19 protein-coding genes and 2 tRNA genes are annotated in these 25,580 nt (G+C 63.3%); 4 read left to right on the top strand and 17 right to left on the bottom strand.

The annotated features are described in order from the left end of the window. Positions 1-67: 67 nt before the first annotated feature. Together HRU71_02400 and HRU71_02395 are read right to left on the bottom strand one after the other, a co-directional pair. Positions 68-150 (bottom strand) — tRNA-Leu (locus tag HRU71_02400). Between the two features lie 48 nt (positions 151-198). Continuing rightward, positions 199-271 (bottom strand) — tRNA-Val (locus tag HRU71_02395). Between the two features lie 97 nt (positions 272-368). Between HRU71_02395 and HRU71_02390 the strand changes: the two genes are divergently transcribed. Further along, positions 369-2,156 carry a phospho-sugar mutase gene (locus tag HRU71_02390; GenBank protein QOJ02399.1) on the top strand — a complete coding sequence of 596 codons (1,788 nt, stop codon included), beginning with the start codon at positions 369-371 and terminating at the stop codon, positions 2,154-2,156. Positions 2,157-2,257: 101 nt separating this feature from the next. Here the strand turns inward: HRU71_02390 and HRU71_02385 are convergent, their stop codons facing one another. The 4 genes from HRU71_02385 to HRU71_02370 all read right to left on the bottom strand — a co-directional run bounded on the left by HRU71_02385 (position 2,258) and on the right by HRU71_02370 (position 5,692). Then, the gene (locus HRU71_02385) at positions 2,258-3,175 is read right to left on the bottom strand and encodes a class I fructose-bisphosphate aldolase (protein QOJ02398.1); all 918 of its coding nucleotides are present in this window, start codon (positions 3,173-3,175) and stop codon (positions 2,258-2,260) included. Positions 3,176-3,285: 110 nt separating this feature from the next. Further along, on the bottom strand, positions 3,286-3,852 hold the full coding sequence (locus tag HRU71_02380) for a histidine phosphatase family protein (GenBank protein ID QOJ02397.1): 567 nt from the start codon (positions 3,850-3,852) through the stop codon (positions 3,286-3,288). A 21-nt stretch (positions 3,853-3,873) separates the two neighbouring features. Next, the gene (locus HRU71_02375; GenBank protein QOJ02396.1) at positions 3,874-5,118 is read right to left on the bottom strand and encodes a phosphoglycerate kinase; all 1,245 of its coding nucleotides are present in this window, start codon (positions 5,116-5,118) and stop codon (positions 3,874-3,876) included. Then, on the bottom strand, positions 5,099-5,692 hold the full coding sequence (locus tag HRU71_02370; GenBank protein ID QOJ02395.1) for a type II secretion system protein: 594 nt from the start codon (positions 5,690-5,692) through the stop codon (positions 5,099-5,101). Before HRU71_02370 ends, HRU71_02375 begins: the two co-directional genes overlap by 20 nt. Positions 5,693-5,882: 190 nt before the next feature. Between HRU71_02370 and HRU71_02365 the strand changes: the two genes are divergently transcribed. Further along, positions 5,883-6,629: a hypothetical protein gene (locus HRU71_02365; GenBank protein QOJ02394.1), complete on the top strand. Its 747-nt coding sequence runs from the start codon at positions 5,883-5,885 to the stop codon at positions 6,627-6,629. A 122-nt stretch (positions 6,630-6,751) separates the two neighbouring features. Here HRU71_02365 and HRU71_02360 read toward each other — a convergent pair whose 3' ends face one another. The 8 genes from HRU71_02360 to HRU71_02325 form a co-directional block, all read right to left on the bottom strand. Then, positions 6,752-7,756 carry a prepilin-type N-terminal cleavage/methylation domain-containing protein gene (locus HRU71_02360; protein ID QOJ02393.1) on the bottom strand — a complete coding sequence of 335 codons (1,005 nt, stop codon included), beginning with the start codon at positions 7,754-7,756 and terminating at the stop codon, positions 6,752-6,754. A 221-nt stretch (positions 7,757-7,977) separates the two neighbouring features. After that, positions 7,978-12,057, bottom strand: a complete 4,080-nt coding sequence (locus HRU71_02355) for a hypothetical protein (GenBank protein ID QOJ02392.1) — start codon at positions 12,055-12,057, stop codon at positions 7,978-7,980. Between the two features lie 178 nt (positions 12,058-12,235). Then, on the bottom strand, positions 12,236-13,606 hold the full coding sequence (locus tag HRU71_02350) for a prepilin-type N-terminal cleavage/methylation domain-containing protein (protein QOJ02391.1): 1,371 nt from the start codon (positions 13,604-13,606) through the stop codon (positions 12,236-12,238). Then, positions 13,603-14,805 (bottom strand): hypothetical protein, encoded by a 1,203-nt coding sequence (locus HRU71_02345; GenBank protein QOJ02390.1) that lies wholly within the window; start codon positions 14,803-14,805, stop codon positions 13,603-13,605. Before HRU71_02345 ends, HRU71_02350 begins: the two co-directional genes overlap by 4 nt. A 1-nt stretch (position 14,806) precedes the next feature. Further along, complete coding sequence (locus HRU71_02340; protein ID QOJ02389.1) at positions 14,807-15,712, bottom strand: prepilin-type N-terminal cleavage/methylation domain-containing protein; 906 nt, start codon at positions 15,710-15,712, stop codon at positions 14,807-14,809. 9 nt (positions 15,713-15,721) lie between these two features. Then, positions 15,722-16,546, bottom strand: a complete 825-nt coding sequence (locus HRU71_02335; GenBank protein QOJ02388.1) for a type II secretion system protein — start codon at positions 16,544-16,546, stop codon at positions 15,722-15,724. 75 nt (positions 16,547-16,621) lie between these two features. Then, positions 16,622-17,932 (bottom strand): type II secretion system F family protein, encoded by a 1,311-nt coding sequence (locus tag HRU71_02330; GenBank protein ID QOJ02387.1) that lies wholly within the window; start codon positions 17,930-17,932, stop codon positions 16,622-16,624. A 320-nt stretch (positions 17,933-18,252) separates the two neighbouring features. After that, the gene (locus HRU71_02325) at positions 18,253-19,131 is read right to left on the bottom strand and encodes a DNRLRE domain-containing protein (protein QOJ02386.1); all 879 of its coding nucleotides are present in this window, start codon (positions 19,129-19,131) and stop codon (positions 18,253-18,255) included. 485 nt (positions 19,132-19,616) lie between these two features. Between HRU71_02325 and HRU71_02320 the strand changes: the two genes are divergently transcribed. Together HRU71_02320 and HRU71_02315 are read left to right on the top strand one after the other, a co-directional pair. Continuing rightward, complete coding sequence (locus HRU71_02320) at positions 19,617-20,483, top strand: NAD(+)/NADH kinase (GenBank protein ID QOJ02385.1); 867 nt, start codon at positions 19,617-19,619, stop codon at positions 20,481-20,483. A gap of 54 nt (positions 20,484-20,537) precedes the next feature. After that, positions 20,538-22,283: a hypothetical protein gene (locus tag HRU71_02315; GenBank protein QOJ02384.1), complete on the top strand. Its 1,746-nt coding sequence runs from the start codon at positions 20,538-20,540 to the stop codon at positions 22,281-22,283. Between the two features lie 496 nt (positions 22,284-22,779). Here the strand turns inward: HRU71_02315 and HRU71_02310 are convergent, their stop codons facing one another. From HRU71_02310 to HRU71_02300, 3 genes are all read right to left on the bottom strand, one after another. Continuing rightward, positions 22,780-23,199, bottom strand: a complete 420-nt coding sequence (locus HRU71_02310; protein QOJ02383.1) for a RidA family protein — start codon at positions 23,197-23,199, stop codon at positions 22,780-22,782. 89 nt (positions 23,200-23,288) lie between these two features. After that, a complete protein-coding gene (locus HRU71_02305; protein QOJ02382.1) occupies positions 23,289-24,740 on the bottom strand; it encodes an aldehyde dehydrogenase in 1,452 nt (483 codons plus the stop codon). A gap of 8 nt (positions 24,741-24,748) precedes the next feature. Continuing rightward, the gene (locus HRU71_02300) at positions 24,749-25,549 is read right to left on the bottom strand and encodes an SDR family oxidoreductase (GenBank protein ID QOJ02381.1); all 801 of its coding nucleotides are present in this window, start codon (positions 25,547-25,549) and stop codon (positions 24,749-24,751) included. Between the last annotated feature and the right edge of the window lie 31 nt (positions 25,550-25,580).

Raw genomic sequence — 25,580 nt, 5'->3', positions numbered from 1 at the left:
GCGTGGATGTAGGGAGAAGGGTTCAGAGGCGAGCGCGGCGAATGAAAGGGCGTGAACCTGCAAAGATTGCCGAAGGAGGGACTCGAACCCTCAATCCCTTACGGGAACCGGTTTTTGAAACCGGCGCGTATGCCATTCCGCCACTTCGGCCGTAGCCGCTTGCCCCGGCGGAGCTGGGCCGGTCTGCGAAAGCGGGACTGGGCGATACAGGACTTGAACCTGTGACCTTTCGGGTGTGATCCGAACGCTCTGCCAACTGAGCTAATCGCCCGTGTGACGGAGAGGTATTCTATGCGGGTCGTCCCGGTGTTCAACCCTCCCGCACGAAGCCGATACGGGCCTCGTTCAATTGCCTTATCATGCCTGCCATGAGCAACGCAAGTGACCATGCGGCCCTTCGCAGGGCCGAGGCCTGGCTGGCAGATCCGGCCATCGCCGAATCGGACAAGATTGAGATTCGCCGCCTGATCGAAGCGGGGGACCAACGCGAGCTGACCGACCGTTTTCATCGCGACCTGGAGTTTGGCACGGGCGGTTTGCGCGGCGTCATGGGCGCGGGGCAGAATCGGATGAACGTCTACACGGTCGGCGCGGCCGCGCAGGGCCTGGCCGCCGTGATCGCGCGGCAGGGCGACGCGGCGAAGCGCGCCGGCTGCGCGATTGCATACGATTGTCGTCATAATAGTGAGACGTTCGCGCGGCGCGTCGCCTGCGTCATGGCCGGCAACGGCATAACAGCGCACCTGTTTGAGGCGCTTCGCCCGACACCGCAGTTGTCCTTCGCCGTCCGGCACCTCGGCTGCACGGCCGGCGTCGTCATCACGGCCAGCCACAATCCGCCCGAATACAACGGTTTCAAAGCGTACTGGAACGACGGCGCGCAGGTGACGCCGCCGATCGACGGAGAAATCATCGACGAGGTCCGACGGGTCGGCGCATTCTCCAACGTGAAATCGAGCGATTTTGAGATCGCGAAGTCGGCGGGCTTGATCCGCATGATCGGACGCGAGTTGGACGATGCCTTCCTCGATTGCGTACAGGCGTCTTGTTTGAATCCGGAGGCGTGCCGCGAGTTCGGACCGAGGCTCGGCATTGTGTTTACCCCGCTCCACGGAACCGGTGCGACGCTCATTCCCGATGCCCTGGCTCGCCGGGGCTTCTCGCGCGTCTACCTTGTCGACGAACAAATGAAGCCCGACGGCGCGTTTCCGACGGTGAAATCGCCGAACCCCGAAGAACCCGCGGCGTTTGACCTGGCCCTGAAGCTCGCCCGTCGCGAAAGCGCCGAACTGGTCCTCGCCACCGATCCCGACGCCGACCGAATGGGCATTGCCGTGCGCGAAGTGACCGGCGACTACCGCTTGCTGACCGGCAATCACATCGCCGCGCTGCTCACCTGGTACATCTGTGAGCAGTTAAAGCGCGGCGGCAAACTGCCGTCCAGCGGCGTCGTACTTTCAACCATTGTGTCGGGCGATTTGATGAAAGTGATCGCGCGGTCCTACGGCGTGGAAGTCGTCGAAACGCTGACGGGTTTCAAGTGGATCGCCGAGGCCATTCGAAAGGACGAGCTGGCCGGCGCGCCCGGCAAACCCGCGCGGCAGTTTCTCTTCGGCGCGGAAGAGAGCTACGGCTACATGCCCTGCACTTACACGCGCGACAAGGACGCGGTCACGTCCGCGGCGATCCTCGCGGAACTGGCGGCGGCGCTGGCGAAGGAGGGCAAGACGCTCGCCGGCCTGCTCGATGAGTTGTTCCTTCGGCATGGTTTTTACGCGGAGGGCGCCAAGAGCATCACGATGCCCGGCGCGGATGGCGCGGCGCGCATCGCCGCGTTGATGGCGGCGCTGCGGCAGGCCCCGCCGGACCAGATCGCCGGTCGCCCGGTCGTGTCCATCGGCGACGTCAAATCGGGCGAGATTCGCGACGGGCGGGGGGCGCTCATCGGCCGCTATCAACTGCCATCGAGCGACGTGCTGGTCTTCACGCTCGACGACGAGACGAAAGTCATCGCCCGGCCCAGCGGCACGGAGCCAAAGATCAAGTTTTACATTCTCGCGCGGATCGGATCGCGTGATTTGGCGGCGGCGCGGTCCGCGGCGAACGATCGCATCACGGCGATTGCGATGGAAATGGAGAAGTTTGCTTCAACGTAAAATGCTGGACGCTGAATGACGGCGAACGCCGTCGGAGTTGGCGGTCCGGCTTTGTTCGCGCCGCAAAGCTTCACTTGCCCGAGCGACCCGGGCCGCTGGCATTATTTCCCGTAAATCTTCAGGATCTCATCGAGGAACTTCAGCGCGTCGTTTCGCTTTCGCTGGAACGTGTTCCGCCCGATGATCGAGCCGAAGCCGCCGCCGTCGCGAATGGCCTTGCACTCTTCGAAAACCGCCGCGTCGTTGTCGTTCTTCGCACCGCCGCTGAAGATCACCACGCGCTTGCCGGCGAAGGCGCACTGTGTTATGTGTCTGACGCGATCCGCCAGCGTGCCGATGACGATCTTCTCTTTTTCGTACACCTTTCGTGCCGCCTCCTGCTCAATGTGCGCCGAGGGCAGCTTCACTTTCACAATCGTCGCGCCAAGCTGGCAGGCGATCTGCGCCGCGTAGCCCGCCACGTCGATCGCCGTCTCGCCATCCTTGCTCAAGCTGCTGCCGCGCGGATAGCTCCAGATGATCACGGTCAGGCCGTTTGCTTTCGCTTCCTCGGCGTACGCGCGTACTTCTTCATACATCTGCTTGCGATGCGCCGAGCCGGGGTAGATGGTCATGCCCACGCCGACGCAACCCAGGCGCAGCGCATCTTTCACAGACGCCGTCAGGGCCTGCCACGAATCCCTCTCATCCGCCAGGGAGTCGTGATTGTTCGCCTTGAGAATCAACGGAACATCGCCCGCGAAGTCGGCCGCGCCAGCCTCGAGGAAACCCAGCGGCGCCGCGTACGCGTTCAGCCCTGCTTCAATCGCGATCTTGAAGTGATAGTGCGGATCGTAGCCTGCGTCGTTCGGGCCGAAGCTCCGCGCCGGGCCATGCTCCCAACCCTGATCCACCGGGAGAATGACCATGCGACCGGTCCCGCCCAGTCGACCGTGGTTCAGCATTCGCGCCAAGTTGGTCAGGACGCCGGGATTTTCACTCTTGTACCAGCTCAGGATTTCTCGTACGCGCTCGGTCATGGTGTCGCTCCTGTTCCCCCCGGTCCTTCATGATACTTCAATCGGTGCGCGGTCATCAAGCGGCCACCAGGCGATCGGCCCGCGCTCGTTTGCCGCGTCTTGCCTTCGGTTCACAGCGCCGGCGCGGGATCCATCACATAATGGGAGGGGGCCGCTTCAAAATGTTCCCAGAAATTGTCGTAGTTCCCCTCGACCAGCCGACAGCGCAGGATCGACAGCGCCATCGGCCCCAGCACCAGCGTTATCGTCTCGGACTTGTGACGCTTGAGCACTTTTCGCAAGCCCGCCAGCAGCCGCGCCTCGGCAGCGGGGATGGACTCTCCGTCGGGCGGTTCGACCGAGGAGGCATCCTGCCTCCACTGTTTCGCGACGCGATTGAATCGCTTGTTGAATTCGTCGAGCGTGAGTCCTTCCCAGACGCCGAGATCCACTTCGCGAAGCTCCGGCGCCGCACGGAACTTCAGCGCCAGCTCGTGGGCAATGAGCGCCGCCGACTGATGCGTCGCCTGTTCAGGTCCGCATCGAATTACCTGCGGCATCAGGGGGGCGATGGCCTGCGCCGCGGTCAGCGCTTGCCGTCGGCCGGTTTCATTCAGCGCGAGATCCACATCGCCCGCGAAGCGCTCCTGCGCGCGCCAGTCGGTCTCGCCCGATGCAACCAGAATCAGTTTAGCCATGGCGGGTTCCGTCCGCGCGGCTCACGCGTCGTCCAGCAGGTCAAGTGTGGCGAACGAACCTCGTTCCAGGTATTCGAGACTTGCACCGCCGCCCGTCGAGATGTGCGACATGGAATCCGCCAGACCGGCCGCATCGACGGCCGCCGCCGAATCGCCGCCGCCGACAATTGTTGTCGCGCCGCGCTGCGTCGCCTTCGCCAGCGCTTGCGCCACCGCGAGCGTGCCCGCGTCAAACGGAGGCGTTTCAAACACGCCCATCGGCCCGTTCCACAGCACCGTCGCGGCGGTTTCAATCTGCTTCGCGTACGCGGCCGCCGTCGCCGGGCCGATGTCCAGACCCATCAAGCCATCCGGAACGCTGCCGGCGTGGATTGATGTTGCCGCAGCGGCTTCGAGTTTCGCGGCGCAGACGCTGTCCTGCGGAAGATGCAGTTTCGCGCCGGCCTTGTCCAGTAGGCCGCGCGCCAAGTCGATCTTGTCGCGCTCGCAAAGGCTCGCGCCGACCCCCAGGCCCTTCGCCGCATAGAAGGTGTAGCTCATCGCGCCGCCGATCAGGATCGAATCGACGCGCGGCAGCAGGCGCTCGATCACGCCGATTTTGTCGGAAACCTTGGCGCCGCCAAGAATCGCAACGAACGGCCGCCGCGGCTGGGTCGTCGCCTCGCCGAGGAACTTCAACTCTTTCTGCACGAGGTGGCCGCACACGCGCCGCCCCGGCCCCAGGCGCATCGGCACGTCGTACATGCTCACGTGTTTGCGGTGACAGGTGCCGAACGCGTTGTTGCAGTAAATATCCGCATGTCGTGCCAGTCCCGCTGCGAACGACTCAATGGCAGCTTGCTGTTCGGCCGTCGGCTTCTTGTCGGGATTTTTCTTCGCGGAGTCAATCAGCGTCTCCGCTGCATGAAAGCGCAGATTCTCGAGCAAGAGGACGTCGCCATTCTTCATTGCCGCGACGGCTTCATCCGCCATCGGTCCGACGCAATCGGCCGCGAACGTCACGTCGCGCTGGAGCAGCTTTCCGAGATGCCGCGCGACCGGCGCGAGGCTGAACTGCGCTTCCACACCCTTGCCCTGGGGCCGCCCCAAATGGCTCATCAACACAAGTTTTCCGCCGCGCTCCATCACGCTGCGAACCGATTCCAGCGACTGGCGGATGCGCCGATCGTCGGTGATCGCGACGCCTTCCATTGGGACGTTGTAGTCGACGCGCATCAGCACGCGTCGCCCAGCGACCTCCACTTGATCAATTACCTTTTTCGCCACCCGTGGCTCCCTCCTCCCCCATCGATTCGCGCAGCACATCGTGCAGCCGGAATCCGTCCGGCCCGGGATCGTCGCTTCGAAGATTGTCGCCCTTGCCCATCGGATTCACGTCGCCAAAATCCCGGTCCGGCCCTGCCGACACAAAGACCGGGCGACCGTCGTTGGCCTTCACGAGCGGCGAGCCGGACTTGGCATCGAGGTATTGAAGCTGGGTCCCCCATGGATCCACCGGTATGCGCCGACCGGGGCCGCGCCACAGGCTGTCGGGCAGAGCTTCCATGATGGGTCGCGTCTTATCGTGATCGAGGAAACAGACCATGGCTGTGATGGCGGAGTCCGGACCGTAGGAAACTGGGTAACTCCCGGTCGCGCGAAAATAACGCCAAAGGGCCTTATCGAGGTCCGACAGCAAACGCATCGCGAGGTCGCGCTTGGCGCGCTGTTGAAGCTGGCTGGTCCAGCCGACGAGCAGATACACCGCGGCGCTGACGACACACAGGACAATCGCCATTTCGACGAGTGTCATCGCCGGGCGGAACGGCCAACGCTGGTTGGGGGGAGTACGACGAGGCATGATGGTCGCATGATCGTACAGCCGTCATGGGAGTGGTCAAGTGACGGGGGTGCGGAGGCCTCCGGCTCGGAAGGGGGATGCGGCTGCTTGCGTTTGGGCATGGGTCTGCCAATAATTCATTAAAGGGCCTGCAATCCCGGCACGATCCGTCTTTCGGCCCGAATCCGTCCGGTGGAGCACACGTTGCCTCATGTCGATCCAGGTCGCCTGCAAGTGCGGAAAACACTTCAAGGTGAAAGAGCACCTCGCCGGCAAGGCCGTCCGCTGCCCGGAATGCAAGTCGCCCCTGCGCGTGCCCGAAGCTGACGCGGCGCCCGCGAAGTCCTCGGCGGTGAAACCGGCCGGCAAACACGCCAAATCCGGCGGCGACGACGCTCCCAATATCATGGCGGCCTTGGCACGCTACGAAGAAGCCCAAAAGCGAAAGCAGAAATCCTTCGAGGACGAGGCCGCCTACAAGGCCGAGCAGAACAAACTCATCGAAAGCTACGACCAGCTCACCGGGCGCGGGAAAACCGAAGCAGACAAGAAAGCCGAGGCCGAGGGGAAGAAGAAACGGCCGACCGAGGAACTTCCTAAGAAGCGCACGCTGGTGGTGAAGATCGCCGATGCGTTCGGCGCGGTGATGAGCAATCTATTCGTGAAATATGTATTGCTCGCGACGGTGCTGGGCGGCGGCACATACGGCAGCGTGAAGCTGGTGCAGTTCCTGACGCATGGCGTCGAGCGCCAGATCGAGCCGCAGATGAACAAAGAGGCCCGGGTGCGTCTGCTGCTGAAGGAAGTTCGGCAGGACGTGGACGCCGAGCGTTGGCGCGAGGCCGACGGCAAGCTGAAGGAAATCGCGGAACTGGACCCGAAGCTGACGGAAATCAACCGCGATTACAAACGCTGCCGGGAGGCTGTGGACAAGGCGCTGGGTCCGGCCAAGCCTTGATCGGTGCACGCACCGCTTGGATTGTTTCCGATTCGCAGAAAATAAAAAAGCCCCGGGCGATTGCCCGGGGCCTGGAGGTTGCGTCAAACAGGGACGCCCGATGCAGCCTTGCGTCGTGCCAATCAGCGCTCCGTCGACAGCACGGGGAAGTTGCCTACGTCATCCAGCGTGCCGTAGATGCCGTCCTTGCCGGCGCTAAGCAGGATCATGCGATCCGCTTTCACCGGGCGAGGGAAGCTGATCTGCTGATCGTTGGGCGGCGGGCGGTAGGTCGTTGAACGGAACGACCGGATGAACTCGGCGAAGTTGTGGTTGATTGCCTCCAGCATGTCGTAGCTGGCTGTTGTGATCGGGATGTTCGCATCCGAAATGCGATGTCGCTGATTGATGGGCCCCGCGGCGTTGTAACTGGTGAACACCTCATTATCCACGCCATCGTAGATGCCGTTGCCGAAGTTGCCGCTGGCATCCGGCGCCGGCACCGCGTCGGTCTGGTTGATGATCGGCGTGTTGGCGTTGGCCGAGGGATTCGCGCGATAATATAGAATTGGCCAGCCGAACCGATCGCGAAAGACGCGACAGAGTACATTGTCGATCGTCGGCTGCGGATCGCCCAGCGTGCTGGGAATCGTGCCGAATTTGTCTTCGGGCGGGTCGGTCAGCGACGTGGTGTCGACGCCGTCGACCGGAATGTACGGCTGACGTCGATCGTTCAGCGCATTCCAGCGATCGTAGGTATTCGGTCCGTGGCCCGGGACCGGTGCCTTGGGGTCGTAGCCGAGGAAATCGCGGCCGACCAGCGCGTCGAGCAGCAGGTGCGCGCCTTGCAGAACCGTCGAGCCGGTCTGCACTTCCCAGCCCGGCGTCTGCAACTGCGTACCCGGGGCGGCCGGATTGTTGGCCATCAGAAACGCATTGGACGGCGGGTAAAACCCTTCCACGCCGTTGAACGACTCGAGTCCAACCTCCATCGCGTTGAGTTGGGCCTTGATCGCCGTCTGTCGAGCGCGATCTCGCGCCGCGCCCAGCGCCGGCGTAAGGATGCCGATCAGCAGGGTGATGATCGCCATCACCGTCAGCAGCTCAATAAGCGTAAAAGCTCTGCTTGTCTTGTTTCGCAACCTCATGACAGGCTCTCCTTGCAGGACGAACGAAGGTATGATTTCGAGCGGCCGGTGCCCATCCTTATTCTAGGCGGGCACTTGGACGCATGTAAAGCCGGATGGCCCGGTAAGGTCGGACCGCCACCCTCTTTATAGCCGCTCCCAGATGTCCGGCATGGTCATCGGACCAGGTTCTTTCAACTCGACGCGAAGCGCCGCTCTCGGCCGGTAATCTGCACACAGCATCACCTCAAATCATCTGTATAGCTGGTCACTGTGTGCAGCAGAATCTTCGGCAGCACCGGGATTCGCGGGGTGCGCGTCGGGTCTTCGCGGAAGCATTCGCTGCGATCCAGCGTCACCTGGCCGCGCAGCACGTATTGCCCGTTCTCGTCGATCAGCACGATGTACGCCGTGAACACATCGGAGCGCGTCGTCAGCACGTTGGCCCAGCGGGCAAGGAAGGCGTCGCGGGCACGGATGCCGGCCGTCTCGATCTCGCTGTCTTCGACGAAGAGGCCCGTCTCCGGGGCGACGTAATCGGCGACGTACTGGTTAGGCCCGACCTGCCTTGCGCGATAGTCGGGCGAGTAGACATCCGCAGGACCCAGGGCCGGCTCCGCCGAGGTCGGTAGCTTGTGCTGGCCGAGCGTGACCGCGGGGTTCAACAGATAGCGATCCGGCCGGAACATCAAATTGTTGCCCGGCCCCAGCGCGTAAACGTCGCTCATCGGGGGCGACGTGCGGGCCAGATCGAGAATCTGCGCGACGTTGCGAAACGCTGCTCCGCCCGGCGGCGGCTGCGTCGGTGCGGGGCCGGCCGCTTTGCCGGCGACCGCCACGACGCGCAAGCCCTGATCCGGTCCCGGTGTCGGATCGAGCAATCGCACGGGCACCAGACGTTCTTCGCGGCGCGAGACGATCGCGCTGGCCAGATCCCAAAACGCCGCCGGCTGCGCGGTGTATGCGGCGTACGGGTCGGCCACCGGGCCGGCGTGATGTTCGTATTCCGCCGAGATCGGGAGAAGGCACATGTATGGCACGACGCGCAGCACGCTGACCGGCGCCGTGTTGAGATTGATCCGTCCGGCGATGCGGTTGAGCGTACCGGAGCCGTCCAGCGCGTCGTCCACAGGGCCGACGCCGTCGTTGTTGATGCCGTCGTACATCGGCCCGGCGCAGGTGAAGAAGTTCAGCAGCCGCCGCGCCCACAGCTGTTCGTCCGGCAAGCCGTCGTTCGGCGGGAACGGCGCGAAGTCCGGCCGGCCGACCGCGACGCGTGCCTTGATACTCGACGGCAGGTCTTCCATGCCCGCGCCGCGCGTATTCGTGATCAGCCCGAGGACGCCGGTCACCGGAATCTGCTGCGCCGTCCAGGTGGTCCATGGCAGATAAGGCGGTTCGGTGCCGGTCGGCCGATTGATCGGACCGAGCATCATGATGCGGCCCAGTTCGCCCGGTGAATCAAAGACCGAGTACGGCTGCGCGAGGGCGAAACCGTCGGTCGGCAGGTTGCCGGGCGTGCCGATTCCCACGCGAGCGGGCCAGGGCAGTTCGGGAAGTTCGACGTCCAATCCGCCGGAGAATGCCAGTGAGTTGACACTGTTCGCGCGGCCGAGCGATTCTTCAAACCCGGGAAGCTGGAACGGGGCTGGTTGCTGCTGATCCGACGCGTGGTGCCAGCCGGTGGCAAAACGCCAACCCTTGGTGCTGCGGCGGAGGCTGAAAGCATGGTGATTGCCCGCGGCGATGCTGGGCAGACGATAGGCCCACGGCGAGGGCGTCGTCGGGTCGGGCGTCGAGCTCAGCGCGGCGCCGGGCGCAAACGCGGTCGACAGCGCATCGACGACGTACGAACGCGGATCGTTGACATTGCCGCCCGGCGCATAGACCAGTTCGACCGATGCCGAACCGTCGACCGCCATGCGGAACAGCCCGTTGCGATAGAACGAATCCGCCACGAGCGTCGCCGGTTTGTTGGTCAGTCCGCCACAGAGCACGATGTATTGACCCGCCGTGCCGCCGACCAGCGAAGGCGTTGAACCGCCAACCACCCGCGTGAAAGTCGTCAACGGCAACAGGCCGGGATTCGGCTGTGCGCCCGGTGTGCGGATGTACAAGTCCGTCGTTGAAATGTTGTAATGCGGCGGCACGTACAGCTCGACCGCGTGGAACCATTTGTCCTCGGCGTTGGGGTCCTCGAACGGTTGTGGCCCCGGCTGCGGACCAGTGCCCGCGATCAGGTATGCGTAACCTTCGGTGAAGAACGGCTGCTGCTCGATGCCGATGAGGTATCGCCCCGAACCGGCCGGCCACTCCAGCGCCGTCGGTTCGTTGTCGCCGTCGCGGTAGTCGGCAAGGTTCAGCGCGAACTGCCACGCCAGCCAGACGCGATTGGCCGATTCGTCGAAGGGGGTGGCCGGATCATCGGTGAGGCGGAAGCCCTGATAGTGGCTGACGCCGGCGAGCGCGCGATACATGGCCGCGGCGCTGTAAAGGATGAAATCGCGCTTGGCCAGGGCGGCGTTGCCCGCGTAGGTCATGTTCAGATCGATGGCTTGAATGCGCAGGTTCTCGTTCGCGGTCGGATAGGCCGTGCGCCCGACAATCGGCCATTCCATGAGCGAATAGTCCGGTGAAGTATAGACGTTCGGCAAATCGATGAATCGCACCGGCGCCCACGGTGAGGCCGCCGGAAGCAGGTTGGCGGCGTAATCGCCGGACGCATCCAGCACAACGCCGCGCGGCGGCAGCGCCACCTCATGGCTGACCGTCGTCATCATCCGCCGGCGAACGGCCGACGTCTCGTCCTCGGTCATCAGCTTGCGCCAGCCCGCGCCGCCGGCCGAATCGTACCCCTCGTACGAACTGGCCGCGCCCATGATGTTGGCCGACATGCGATTCCACCGGGCGATCGTACCCGAGTAATTCCCCGCCGAATCGACCTGGCGCGTCCAGAGCAGACTCCCGGCCAGCGCGCGATCGATCGTGTCGTACTGGTCGAGTGAAAGATCGCCGCGCCGTTCATAGGGCACCAGCATGCCGCGGTGCCGCAGCGACGCTTCGTCCGACAAGCCGTACAGGCGATAGACGAACGAGCCTGCAACCGGCGGCAGTGCCGCCGCGCCGCCTACCAGCTTGCTGCGGATGAGGTACTCCCATGCGATCGGATCAGCCCCGCTGCGATGGTTCACCATGTTGCGCGTGCGATCGTTGCCGAAGGCGCCGTCCTGCGGATGAACCAGGTCGTCCAGCAGCATCTCACCGACGCGGCGACCGCGCCGCTGCAAATCGGGCGTCGATTCGTCGAACATCAGTACGGTCGTCACGCCGCCGGGCAGCCGCAGACTCGACGCCGTGTTCACGTTCAGCATCGCCCCGTGATCGACGATGCGCACGGCCGCGTAAAGCCGCCTGGCCGAGTTCGGATTACGCCCATCGAGCGGGATCCAGAAGCTCAAGGGCGAATCCGGAACGCCGTCCCCGTCGGCGTCGTACAGATCCACTTGGCCGTCGGCGTTGGTGTCGAAATAAGGGAATTGCGGAACCAAGCCGGCGGGCGGCGTGTTCGCGGGATTGAACGGACTAAGCAGGTGCGACGCATCGGACCAGATCTGCCGCGCCTCGGAGATCGTGACATTGGTCGTTGAACCCGTCACCATCGCGTTGTTGAAGCCCGGCGGCGGAACCTGTTGAACGCGAACGTTCGACAGGTTATCGGCGCTGTACCGAACCGGCTGCGACACCGCGGGGCTCCTGGCGTTGCGCCCCCAGGTGAAGGCGTTCGTCGAGGCCGATTGCGTCAAGTCGTTTCCCAGGTAGGAAACGTGCGGCCACGTCAGGACCTGATCCTCCACGACGGGATCGGGCAGCGTTCGGCCCGTCTGGAACAGACGCGGTTTGCCGTAGCCCGGCAGCGCCGGATCAAGTTGAAGCGTCAAATACGGCATGGACGAAGCGAGCCAGCGGTCGTCGATGCCCGGTGCATCCCACGGCTCGTTGCCTTCGTCGCGATTGGGAAGCAACGTCGTCGTGCCGTTGAGCGGCACGTTGCTAAGCGTCGGCGTCGGGGCGCTGTTATTTTGCCAGATGTCTTTACGCAGGATCTCCTGGATCGACGTGACCACGCCCGACATCGCCGATTGCATCGCGCCGCCGTCGGTCTCCATCGCCACGCGCCGCGCTTCGCCGTGCGTCCGCGAGATCATGACAAAGCCGACCAGCGCCAGCAGGGTAAGGATCGCCAGCACAAAGACCATGATCACGCCCCGGCGCAACCGGATGCGTGAACGCAGGTCCTTGATTGGCAACGACTTACCAAGCATGTGCGGTCCTCTCTCGCATGAAATGTAGGGAGCCACCAACCGTCGGCAAGTGCGGCGGCGGCATGGAACTTGTTGCAAGTACGGGATTTATGGGCAGTTCAAATTATTCCGATGGCGGATATCGGATAGTGCCGGCGCGACGCACCGGATTTCTTTTAAGGCTCGTAATTTCAATAGGTTACGGTACTGGAAGGACGAACGAATGCTCGATGCCATATCGCGTCACAACGTACGGCGGCAGGATGTTCCCGTCCGGATCCGGATCACCATCTTCATCGAGGTCGATCGTGGAGGTGTCTTTGAGCCGGTTGGTGCCATCGTACAGCCGCATGGTCACACGGATGGCCTTGGGTCGGAAGGACCACGTATCGGCGCGCCAGATCGCGCGATAGGCGGCGTCGACATGGGCCGCGTTGGCAAACGGCGCCCATTCGATTTGGTCGGCGAACGTCTGGTTTTCCGACGGGGTCGTGTCGCCGAGGGCGTTTTGTCTGCGCGAGGCGTAAAAGGTGAGGTTGTCCGGCTGGGTCAGGTCCACGTTCTGCGTTCCATCCGGGAAGAGTCCGAACCAGCGCGTGTTGAAGTTGCGATTGGCGGGATTGGGGTCGTTCGGGTTCACACGGCGGCCGTCGGTCCATTCGATTCGCACGTCGGCCATTCCGTGTCGCAGGATGCTGCCCAGGCGCGTGTAGAAGTCGCGGTCGGCGGTATCGGCGAGGCTGAAGGTCGTCGGGGCCAGGTGCGGTTCCCAGAGCGCTCGAATGCTGGGTGCGGCGGAGAGAATATCTGCGAATGTCTTGTTTCGAATGAATTCGCTGAATCGTTCGACGTAGCTGCCTTCGATCGAGGCGGGATCGCTGTCGAGGAGGACGTCGGTGCGGCCATCGCGCAGGGTGGGGGCAAGCGGCCCGCCGGAGAGCATCGCCTCGAACGCATTGGTCGTCATGGGTGTCCAGGTTGGATCGGTGTTGGGTGGAATCTCGCTGAAGAACAGCGTATTCCGGTGTCCATAGATCCACTGCGAGGCGGCCAGGGCCGTTGCGTCGTCCTCGAACGAGTACTCCAGTCCGTCGGCCTGCACCGCGAGGGTCGGACCGAAATAAACAATGGCCTGTCCGGAAGTCGGCGGTGAGCGATCCACCGTCGCGGGCGTGACCGCCCAGCGGTGGGTCTGCGACTGGTAGGCAGATTGGTTCGCGCTGTGCGTCACGAAGACAAGGCGATCGTGTCGCATTCGGAACAATCGGCGGTCGTTTGGAACGTCGCCTCGTGCCAGCGTCGGCCTCGGCGAATCGATGATCAATAGGCTGTCGGGTGCAAGGCGGGCCAGTTCCGCGGCGAGCCGCTCGCGCACACCGGCGGCTGCTTCGAGCAGTTCCGCGTGCGCCGCGGTGCGACTGGTGACGTCCGAGCTGATGGAGAAAATGCGCGAAACGGCGAGGATCGCCGCCAGCAGAATGCCGAGGGCGACCATCAGCTCGACCAACGTGAAGCCGCGCCGACCACGACGGCGTGCTCGATTCAGAGAGCCGGTGGTGCGAAGGTTCATTGGAACCTCCATTCCACGAGCGGCGAAGCACGCCCGAACGTCGGCGTGCCGGACAGCAGGACGTTCGGCGGGAAGATCCAGACGTCAAACGTGACGCGCGCCCCGGGTTCAAAATCGAAGGACGGCAAATCGGTGATGTCTTCCAGGACTTCGATGATGGTCGGGGACCCCGTCACGTCATACAGCACGTCCGCCACGGTCAGCAGCCGTCCCGAAGGAACCGTGGGAATCGGTCCGAGCGCCGGACCTTTGTTGACGGCGCCTTGAATCATGATGCGCGAGCCGCGCGGGGCCAGCACCCCGAGCGGAACGCCGCCGCCCAGCATTCGAGGCGGATCGGACATCTGCGTCATCGTGTTTGCCAGTTGTCGATTTCTCGGATCGCCGACGACGATCGGTCCCGCCGGCCGCGCGTAGCCCACCGATACGCGCCACGGCACCGGCAGCCGCCGAAATCCCGCGACGTTGGCGATCGGCGTGGAATAAGGATTCCGCGCGGCCGCGTCGAGTTGCGCCCAGTTCAGCGTCTGCGGGCCGAGGTCCTGCTGCGCGAAGAACTGCCCGCGGCGCTGCGCGCACAGCGCCGTGCAGAACGTTGTCGTGGCCTGTCGGCGATAGAAAGCCGTCCATACCAACCGACCCGCCGACTCACCGAACTCATCGTCGGTAAACGGGGAGAGCGAGTCACCCAGCGTGAAGGGCGCGAGGCGATCCCCCAGGATATCCATGGCCGTCAGAACCGTCGGGTTGGCCGACGCGATGTCCGCCTCGGTCACGCCGTTGATGACGTTGGCGTATTGCGTCGAGATCAGGTAATTCGGCGGCAGGCCGACCGGCATTTCGTCCCAACTGACGGAACCGGCCTCCAGATTGAGCGACCCCAGCATGTACCAGTTCGGGTCGGACGGCGGGGTCTTGACCCACAGCGTTGTCGGATCGATGCGCGCTTTGATGAGTGCTTCGGCCTTGGTCGCCAGTTCCGCGGCGCGGGCCAGCTCGACGCTGTCTCGATGCTGCGACAGCGCCACGGGGAAAATCGCCGCGATCATGATGAGGCCGATGCCCAGGATCGTCAGAGCGATGGTGCCTTCGAGAATCGTGAATCCCTTCCGTCGGCCGCCGCAGGCAGCGCGCGGGCCGGCGCACGCTGCGGCACACCGCGCGGGCTGGGATGGGGTTGGCGCGATCATCGGGTCCACGTTACTGCGCTCCTGCCTGTTGTTCGACCTGCCCGGTGAATCGGTTCAGCACAATCGTCGTGGCAAAAGCTTCGAAGGGCTGCCCCGGACGGGTTCGGAGGAGCCAGCGATTGATCAGATTGACCGGGTTCAAGGGCGCGCCGCGCAAGGCGTCTGCCATCGGCGTGAATTCGGAAATGACGACGCCGCGCGTGGACGTGATCGGAGCGTCGTCCGCCGTCACGATACTTGAGAGGGACAAATCCGGGGTCTCGTCCAGCAGACGGTTTCGCGCCGAGATCGGCATGCGCAAGGTTCCGTCGCGGCGGGTGTACGTTCGCGTGGCAATGCGGCGCGTTCGCACGACGAGTTGTCCGTCGGCGGCGAAACAGATGGCTGTCCAGGTCAGGTTGTCCAGGTTTTTTTCTTCCGGATCGTCCAGGGTGGGGCGGTAGACTTCATCGTTGTAGTCGATCGGATTGACGGCCGCCGCCGGCACGCCACGGGCGTTGAGCGGCAGCCTGGCTGAAGGATCCAGCACGTTGGCGAAGGCATAGCCGTCGGTCTGGGGCGGATTCAGACCGCTGCTGAAGGGATCGAACGGACCGCCGTCGGCAGGAGGATTCAGATGCCAAAGCTCGAATCGGCCGTTGTACGGATTGACCACCAGCATGGTCTCGATGTTGTTGGCCATGGCGTAGGCACGCGCCACCTTGACGTAGGTCAGTAGATTGTTCCGTGCCTGGGCGAGGATGTTCGATCGGACCGTGCGCTGAAACGCATACGCGCCGATGCCCAGTAGGATGGAAACGATCAGCAGCGAGATCAACAACTCGGCGAGCGAGAACCCACCGGCCCAATGCCCCGGCGCGCGATGCGGGCGCCACGCATCACGCTTGGATCGGGGGTGTTGATCGAAGGCGTTCATGAATCCACGCTACGGTTTAAGGATCAGATTGTCCGACGCGTCATCGAGTTCGGCAGGCGTCGGGTTGAATTTCCACAAATTACCGAATTTGCGGTTCGGTCCGGCCGATTCCAGGACGTATCCCACGGCCACTTTGGCTTCGCCCGTCGGCTGGTAGAACGCCGGGTCGTTGATGTTTCCCGCGCCGGCGCCGACGTGATACGGGCCGTAATCGACCGGCAGGTAGCCGAGGTGCGCGCGATTGCCCGAAGCCGGCGTCGCGTCGCGATAGACCCAGAAATAGCGGAGAGGTGTTCCCCAGGGGTCCATGATGAGCTTGCGCGACGAAGCCGGCGCGGCGCCCAGCGAGGGATAAAGCGGCTCGGCGATGCCGCCCTTGTACGTTCGCAGGTCCAGCAGCTGGGAATCATCGGCGTCGAAGTAAGGCCCTTTTCCGGTCTTGGCGGAGAGGGCGAAGACCAGGCATGCGTTGGACGCCAGCAGATCGCGATTCATCGACGCGAGGCTCCATTCCTGCAAGGGGACCGTGATGGAGGGCGGGCCGTCGTTGAAGTTGGTCACCGACGAATAGGGCGGCGAGGGGAACTGCCGCGAAGCAATGAAATCCGGCCAGCCTTTGTCGGCGATGGGCCGGTATTGATTGACCGCGGGGTCGAACAATCGCCAGGCAGGCCAGAACTCGGCATAGCGTTCGATGGCCTGCGAGAGGAGATTGAGTTGCATCCGCGCGCGGGAGATCTTTCGCGCGTCACCAATCAGCCGGCTGCTGACCAGGACCGCGCCGGCCAGCACCGACAGGATCGTTACCACGACGAGTATCTCGGTGAGCGTCATGGCTCGCCTGCGTATTGCGATCAACCGATTGAACATCGTCGGGCGCTCTCATTTCCGCCGCTTTCCGCCGCCGGATTACAACTCGCCGCCACCACCGCCACCACCGCCACCAGTCAGATTGTTGACCAGGCTGACCATCGGGAGGAACAGCGCGATCACGATAAAGCCGACCATCACGCCGAGCACAATGACCATCACCGGTTCGAGCAGGCTCACCAGGCCGGCCACGAGCGTTTCGACTTCGTCATCGTAGTTGTCCGCGACCTTGATGAGCATCTTGTCGAGATCGCCGGTTTCTTCGCCGACGTCCACCATGTTGACGACGAGGTTGTCCACCACTTTGGTCGCCTTGAGCGGCACCGCGAACGATTCCCCCTCGCGGATCGCGTCGTGCACCTTCGACAAGGCCCGGGCATAGACCTCGTTGCCCGACGTGTCTTTGGTGATGGTGATCGCCTCCAGAATCGGCACACCGGCCGCCACGAGCGTGCCAAGGGTGCGCGTGAAACGTGCGACGGATGTCTTGGACAAAATCGTCCCCAGAATCGGCAGCTTCAATTTCACCACATCCATGGCGTAGCGCCCTTCCTTGAACTGACGGATCAGCTTGTACGCCACGAAGAACCCGATCGGCGACACAACAATGTACGCCCAGCCGGGGATCAGCATGTCCACTTCCTTGCCGTTGGCGTCGGTCGTCTTGCCGATCATCCAATCCGACATGCCCAGCAGCAGCATGGTCAGCCCCGGCAGTTTCGCGCCGAAATCGGCGAAGATCGTCTTGAACTTCGGCACGACGAAATACATGATGCCCGACACGATCAGCAACGCGAACGTGATGACGCACACCGGGTACACCATCGCGCCGATCACCTTGCGCTTCAGCTTCTGCGCCTTTTCCATGAAATCGGCCAGACGCTGGAGGATCACGTCCAGCACACCGCCCGCCTCGCCCGCGGCGACCATGTTGCAGTACAGCCGATCAAACACCTTCGGGTGCCGCGCCATCGCCTCCGAGAGCGTCGAACCGCTTTCCACGTCCTCGGCGACATACCGCAGCGCCACCCGCAATACCCCGGGCTTCTGCTGCTGCTCCAGAATGCGAAGTGATCGCAGAATCGGCAGACCGGCGTCCATCAGGGTTGACAACTGTCGCGTAAACTGCGTCAACTGCTTCTGCGACACGCCGCCGATGCCGCCCGTGCTCTTACGCCTTGCCGGGCCGGCTGCCGCCGTCTTCTTCGCGCCGCCTTTCTGACGCACCTTCGTCGGGAAGTAGCCCTGCGCGCGAATCTTCGCGATCGCGTCTTCGGAGGTCGGGGCATCGACCTCGTCCTTGATCTCCTGCCCCGCGGCATTCATCGCTTCGAACTGGAACGTCGGCATCGAACTCGTCTCCTCCCCAGGCCGGCCGATCCCACCCTGCACTGGTCGGCTGCTGACCGGACCCGTGGTCCCGGCAGCGCGGGCCTCCCGCACGGTCCGCGCAAAGCCTAATCACCACAGACATTATTCAACTCGGCAAGGTGTCTGACCACACAGCAGGGGGCCGGCGGCAAGGGGGGACCTTTTCGGTCAGCTCGTCCCCGATGCCCTGACCGACCGGGCTTGCATCCGTAACTATCGGCCCTACAGCCGGGGCGTAGTCGCATTGGAGCATCGTTGATGCGTCAACCCCAGCGGTGGTTGAATGCCGAACGATCGGTTCAAGGCCCACTCAACAACAGCTGAACCATGTCCGGGATGTCCCGACCGTTCGCCAGCGAATCGCCGTTCAGGTCGCTGCGGGCGAGGTGCAAGGGGTCGGCGTTGGTGCCGAGCAGCACACCGACAAACAGGTCGCGATCGGTCTCGTTGACGAAGCCGTCGCAGTTGATGTCGCCAAGTCCGCACGGCGGAGTGAACATGATCTGGAGCCGTGGTCGGTTTGCGGGGGTGATGTATTCCCGGCTGGCGAATTTTCGTGCGGTTTGGAAGTTGACTTCGTTGCCGAGCAGCACCCAGCCGAAGTTGCCGCTGGGATTGTCCAGCCAGCCCTGTACGTCGGCGACCATCCTTGTCGTGGACCCCCACGTGTACGTATCCTGCAAGTTGAGGACGATGGACGTGGCGCTGGGTGTCGAATCGAAGTCGCCACCGGGCGTCGTCCACATCTGGTTCGGGAAAAACCTGTGCAGCCAAGTCGCGTCACCGGGGGTCGCCGGGGCGCCGCCGCCTCCGGGGCTTAGCGACGTGCCCTCGCCCCAGTCGGCCAGCAGTCGATGAAGCGAGTGGGAATCGCTGACGCTTTGCGTGCGTAGCAAAAACAGATGCAGCGAGGCCGATTGAATCACCGAGCCGGCTGGAATGGCGCTCGCCACGTCAAACGCCAGCACCGGTCGGCGCAGCGTGAACCCCGCGAACGAGGAGGTGCGGCCGCAATAAAGGCCATCGCCCTGGGCGTTGCTAAGCGGGTCGTCGGTGGACTCGATCAGCGTGTTGTCCTTGACGGGCGTGAGCGTGACTTCGGCGGCGTGAACGACGCCGAAGAGGGTCAGCGCCTCGAACCAAGACATGAGCAGCAGCGTTATTCGCGAACCGCGCATGGCTTTCTTCCTCTCTCCCGGCCCGATGGTGCACCAATCCCTACCCGCGTCTCAACAGTTCGTTCATCGCGGGATGCCTTCGGTCGACTTGCGGCAACTTGCCTGGCGCCGAATCAACTTGTTGCCTCGTCGTCGCTGGACCGTAGAACGTGCAAAAACAACCTTGGATGCCCAAGTTCCCCTATCTTAGCGATTCCGGATCGAAAGTCCAAGCCGCCGTCCAGCGGCTGAAAGCGCCGACGGCGTTCGCGGGCGCACCGAGCGACAAGACAGGAGTCTTCGCTTGCCCGTTGGGGGCAGACATCGCTTGAAATTCGCGTGGCTTGGAGCGGTTGCCAGGCACCTGAATTCCGGCAGTGGCTGGCGACGCTCGCAGCACCCCCGCATCGGCCGCATGCGTGGCCATGCTGGACAGGCTGACTCGTTACATGCTATAACACGTTGATCCTGTTTCACTTAGCATTCGAGCCGGGGTGCGGGTCCGCATGGCTGCCAATCATCGAAACCAGACGCCGCGTTTCTTCCTCGTCGGCAATGCACAGAAACCCAACGTGAAGATCTCGTTTGACCGCCTAGCCCGCTGGCTGGACGGCAGGGGGTTGCTTGTCGGCAGCGATCTCGACGGCAAACCGGCGGCCATCAACGAGGCCAAGCCCGATTACGTCGTGGCGCTGGGGGGGGACGGCACGATTCTGAACGTCGTCCAGGCCATGCAGCATCGGCAGGTGCCGATCATCGGCGTGAACCTGGGCAAGCTCGGCTACCTCGCGGGCTTTAACGAAAACGAGTTCGAATCGCAACTTGACCGCATTCTGACCGATCCGGATTGCATCAGCCGCCGTATGTTGCTCGACGTGCTGCTCGTGGACGCCGGTGGGAGCACCTGGCGCGGCATCGCGCTGAATGACTGCGTGCTGCGGGTCGGCGACCCGTACCGCACCGTGGGGCTTTCGGTCAGCATCGACGATCACCCGGTGACGACAATCGTCGGCGACGGCCTGATCATCGCCACGCCGACCGGTTCGACGGCGCACAACATGGCCTGCGGCGGGCCGATCGTGCAGCCCGACGTCAGTGCCATAGTAATGACACCCCTCTGTCCCCATTCGCTGACTCATCGGCCGATCGTCGTCGCCCCGGATGTGCGCGTGAAGGTCGACGTGCGCAAGACCAGCGCCGGCGTGGCGGTCGTGCTCGACGGCCAGGTCGTTCGGCCTGTACCGGGCGGCGCGAGCCTCCTGGTGCATCGGTCGGCCGAGCAGGTGCAGCTTGTGATGAATCCCCATCGCCACCAGTGGGATTTGCTTGTGCAGAAGCTCAAATGGGGGCAGGGCTTGACCGGTCCGGCGTGATGACCGAGACCCGAGCCGTGGGCGCGCTGCGCTTCTTCATGCGAATTGATCCAATTGATTGCCATTCCTGCTGATACCTCGACGGACTTTCGCGACCGCTTCCGCACGCGCACCGTACTGGCCAGCGCGCTGCTCGGCACGATACTTCTTGGTGCGTGGTCCGATGGCGCCTACCACGACGACGACCTGACGCATTTTCTCATGGCCCGCTGGGCGGCGGTTTTTCCCGGATACCTGTTGAACATCTGGGGCCGGCCCGGCTTCACCATCCCTGCGGCGGCGGTCGCCTGGATCGGCTCGCCAGAGACTGGCTGGCACGCGGTCCGCGTGTTGTCGGCCCTGGTCACTGCGGCATCCGCGCTGCTTGCGGCGCGCACCGCGCGGCGACTGGGTATCGCTCCCGGCTGGCTGGTCGTGTTGATCTGCTACGTTCAGCCTCTCAATACGGTGCTTGCTGCGACGTCGCTGACGGAGAACTTCGCGGCGTTGTATCTGATGGCGGCGGTCTATTTACTGCTTGGAGGGCGGGCGGTAACCGCATCCGCCGTGTTCTCGCTCGTGCTGGTGAGCCGGCACGAAACCGTGGCGCTTGTGCCCGTATGGTGGCTGGGCATTTGGATTGCGGGCGGCAGCGTTGGTCGGCGCGGCCTCGCGCTCGCGGCTTCAATCGCGGCCCCGGCGCTGCACAATGTTGTCTTTTTCGTCGCTTATCGTGCCTGGCCGTTTCAACTGTTTCTCGCGCCGTCCGGTTCGACGCAGTATCCTCCCACCGGACCGTTCGCGTACCTGCCCCATCTGTTCGTGGCCGTTCCGTTTGCGATCGCGACGTTCGCGCTGCTCGGTGTGCGCCGTGTGGCGACGGCCCGTTTCATGGATTCAACCGTCGCTGCGACAACGCATCCCAACGGCGGCGAGGCGATGCCACGTGCCTGGATCATCCCCGCGCTGGCGGCGACATTTGTCATGATACACATCGTCGTCATGGCGGCGGGGGTCTTCGCCAGCGGCGGCTACGCGCGCTTCATGGTCACAATCGCCCCGCTCATGGCGATTCTCGCCGCAGCCGGTATGAGTTCCAGTGCGCGAGCCGTGACGTCGCCTGCGAGCGGTGCGCCCCCATGGCTTTCTTTCGCGGGCATGACCGCGCTCGCATGGCTCGCGGTCGAGATCGAGTTTCGCGCCGGTCGGCTCGGCATTCGCGACGGGCGATTTCTCGTATTGGTTCGCGTTTTTGCGGGGGCCACCCTTGTGCTGATGATCGCCGGGGCATTCCTGCGCCACGGCGCGGCGCGGCACGCGCTGTCTCGCATCGCGATGGTGTGGCTGATTGCACTCGTGCTTGTGCAAAATGCCGCCATGATCCGACCGCTGCGATTGAACGATCCGGCGCGAGCCGTGGCGCGTTTGGTCGACTGGATCCGGACCCGAGGGCTGAACGACCGCCCGATCTTCGCGACAAACTCCTGGTTTGCTTACTTCTTCGACTGGGCCGAAGACCCCCGCGCGCACAAAGGTCGTCGACTTGTGGCGTCGATGCCGGTCGGGACGCTGGTGATCTGGGATTCAATCTACAGTGCCAGCGATTATCACCGGCTGCCGCTCGAGTTGTTCGACCACAATCCCGCTTATCACCGGCTGCATGAGATGACCAGTGCGGGCACGCGGCCGATTCAGCTCATTGTCTTCGAAAAAGTTGCTGAAACGCCGGTCCCCTCGGAACCCGATGTGTCGTATCCTCCGAATCTGGCGAACCAGCAGGACGAAACGCTCGGCCGATACTATCGCCATGAGAGGTCTTAAACGGTCTTGAGTGAATTTCCATAATGGTGATTGTACGGTGTCATCGAAGAGTCCCTGGCATAGGGAGTTAACCCCATGCTTGAAAACCCGCTGCTGGACGAAAAGTGGATTGGCGCGGATCATCGTGATAGGTGTCAGGGGTTGACACCGGGCGATTCGCGCAATAAAAAGGACTCGCAGGGCTGCGAGTCCTTAGTCCCCACCTCTCGGGCCGGAGAGTAGAGAATTGAAAGGAGGCTCTCTAGGGGACCGAGAGAAATATACCCCAATCCAATGGGTGCGTCCATAGGGCATTCACTTTTTTTGATCACAGGCAGTGAATAGACGGCTCATCCATAAGTGTTCGTATAAATAACGAGTTATGGCGTGGTGAGGATACGGACATATCGGACCTGTCGGCTCTCAATATTAAGGACTTACAAACCCAAATGGGTCATTGCGCGCTGCAATGAACTATTGCGCGGGGGGAGAACAGGCCCGCACATCGCGGGCCGAATCAGATCGTCGCAATGACTTTCAGTTCGACGGCGATGGGAGTCGGGAGCGAGCCGACTTCGATCGTCGTGCGGGTCGGCTGGTTGCTGGAGAAAAATTCCGCATAGAGGCGATTGAATGCCGGGAAATCGCGCTTCATGTCGGTAAGAAACACTTGCACATCGACGATGTTTTCCCATGCAGAACCGGCGTCTTCCAGCACGAGCCGGACATTCTCGAACACGGCGCGTGTCTGCACTTCGATATCGTATGAAGTGATGTTGCCGGCTGCGTCGAGCGTGACGCCGGGAATTTCCTTGCTGCCTCGCTTGCGCGGGCCGATACCGGAAAGAAAGAGCAGGTTGCCCACGCGCCGCGCATGGGGAAACGCGCCGACTGGTTCGGGTGCCCGGGAGCTTGTGATTTGAACGTTGTCTGCCACGGTTTCCTCCAAACATCCCTCATGAATGACAATTCTTTCGTCCTCATAAGCGAGCACGTTCGCCGGCCAAATGGTTTCTCGAGTCGCGCTTATGGGGTCGAGGTTCCAATGCAGACATTCTTCGGTTCTGTGAAGAACCGCAGGGCCTCCAGCCCGCCCTCGCGTCCGACGCCGCTCTTTTTCATGCCGCCGAACGGCACGCGCAGGTCGCGGATCATCCAGCAATTGACCCAGACCGTGCCCGATTGAATTTGCTCTGCGACTCGGTGCGCACGCGAGACGCTGCTCGTCCAAACGCTCGACGCGAGGCCGTATTCGACGCTGTTGGCCTGCGTGATCACTTCGAGTTCATCCTTGAACGGCAGGATCGCCGCGACCGGGCCGAAGATTTCTTCCTGGTTCACGCGGCACGACGAATCCAGCCCGGTGATAACGGTCGGCTGGTGGAAGTATCCCTCGCGGCAGCGCGGCGGCAAGTCGCCGGGTGGGCCGCCGCCGGCGAGGATCGTGCCGCCTTCTTTGCGCGCGAGGTCGACGTAGAACCTCACTTTCTCAAGTTGCGTCTTCGAGACGATCGCACCCTGGTCGGTGCCTTCGACGAGCGGGTCGCCGACTTTGAGCGCCTTCGCCGCATCGACGAATCGCCGGACGAATTCGTCGTGGATCGTTTCCTGAACAAAGATGCGCGAACCGCACAGGCAGACCTGCCCCTGATTGGCGAACGACGCCCGCACGCTTCCCTTGATCGCCGCGTCCAAGTCGGCGTCGTCAAAGACAATCGTCGGGTTCTTGCCGCCCAGTTCCAGCGCGACCTTCTTGAACATCGGAGCGCAGACTTTGGCGATCTCGCCGCCGGTGACCGTGCCGCCGGTAAACGAAATCGTCGAAATCTTCGGGTGCGCCGTGATGGCGCCGCCGGCCGTCGCGCCGCGCCCGTGGACGATGTTCAACACGCCCGGCGGCAGTCCCGCCTCGCGACAGATTTGCGACAACAGGTACGCCGTCATCGGAGTCAGCTCCGATGGCTTGGCGATGACCACGTTGCCGGTGGCAATGGCCGGTGCGACTTTCCACGTCAGGACATAGAGCGGCAGGTTCCACGGCGAGATGATTCCGCACACTCCGCGCGGGCCGCGGAGGATGTAATTCATCGCGAGGCCGTCGGTGATGTACGATTCGGAATGAAAATGCAGCACGGCTGTTCCGAAGAAGCGGAAGTTCGCCGCCGCGCGGGGGATGTCCAGCGAGCGCGAGAGCGAAAGCGGCTTGCCGTTGTCGATGGTCTCGGCGCGGGCCAGTTCGTCGAGCTTCGATTCGATCAGATCGGCAATGCGACAAATGATGCGCGAGCGTTCGGCTGCCGGCGTGCGTGACCACGCGGGGAAGGCTTTCTCGGCGGCGTCGACGGCGGCCTGCACGTCGCGCGCGTCGCTATCGGGTACATGGGAGTAGACCTTGCCCGTGGCCGGCTCGAAATTGTCCAAATAGGCTCCGCCGATCGGGGCGACGAATTCTCCACCGATGTAATTCGCAATCTTCACGTCAGACCTCACAGACTCCCGGTTCGACCGCCATCGACGACGAGGTTCGTTCCGGTGACATATGACGCGGCGGGCGAAACGAGGAAGCCCGCGGCGGCGGCGATCTCCTCCGGTCGCCCCAGCCGGCCCATCGGAATGCGGTCGATCATTTCCTGCGTGACTTGTTCGACGGATTGCGAGGCGGTTTTCGCTTTCGCGGCGATCAGTTCGTCGAGGCGGCCGGTGGCGGTGTAGCCGGGGAGGATGTTGTTGACGGTGATGCCGAACGGAGCGACTTCGATCGACCAGGTCTTGGCCCAGTTGGCGACCGCGGCGCGGATGGTGTTGGAGACGCCCAGCCCGCGGATGGGTTCTTTGACGGAAGTCGAGATGATGTTCACGATGCGTCCGTAGCCCTCGGCTTTCATGCCCTCGAGCGTCGCCCTGGCCAGCAGTTGATTGCACATGACGAGGCGGTTGAACGCGCGGAGGAAGGCGTCCGGCTCGGCGGCGACGATCGGTCCGGATGGCGGCCCGCCGGAGTTGTTGAGCAGGATGTGCGCGGGACCGATGCGGCCGAGGTGTTCGATGACGTTGGCGGCGACCGCCGGCGGGTCATCAAAATCGGCGACGACGAAATCGTGCGATTGCCCTTCGCCCGTGGGAAGTTCCGTCGCGACGCGCTGGAGAGCGGCTTCATCCCGCGCGACCAGCGTCACCGCAGCGCCCAGCGTGGCGAACTGCATCGCGCACGCGCGACCGATGCCCTGCGTGCTGCCGCAGACGATGGCGCGACGGCCGACGAGTCGATAGCAGTCGATGGGGTCCATGGGGCCTCCGTCCGGCAGGCACTCAATCCTA

This window comes from Planctomycetia bacterium (genome assembly GCA_015200345.1).
GTDB lineage: Bacteria > Planctomycetota > Phycisphaerae > UBA1845 > UTPLA1 > PLA3.
Note: the sequence above shows the minus strand (reverse complement) of the source record. Positions and strands in the feature narration are given on the sequence as shown.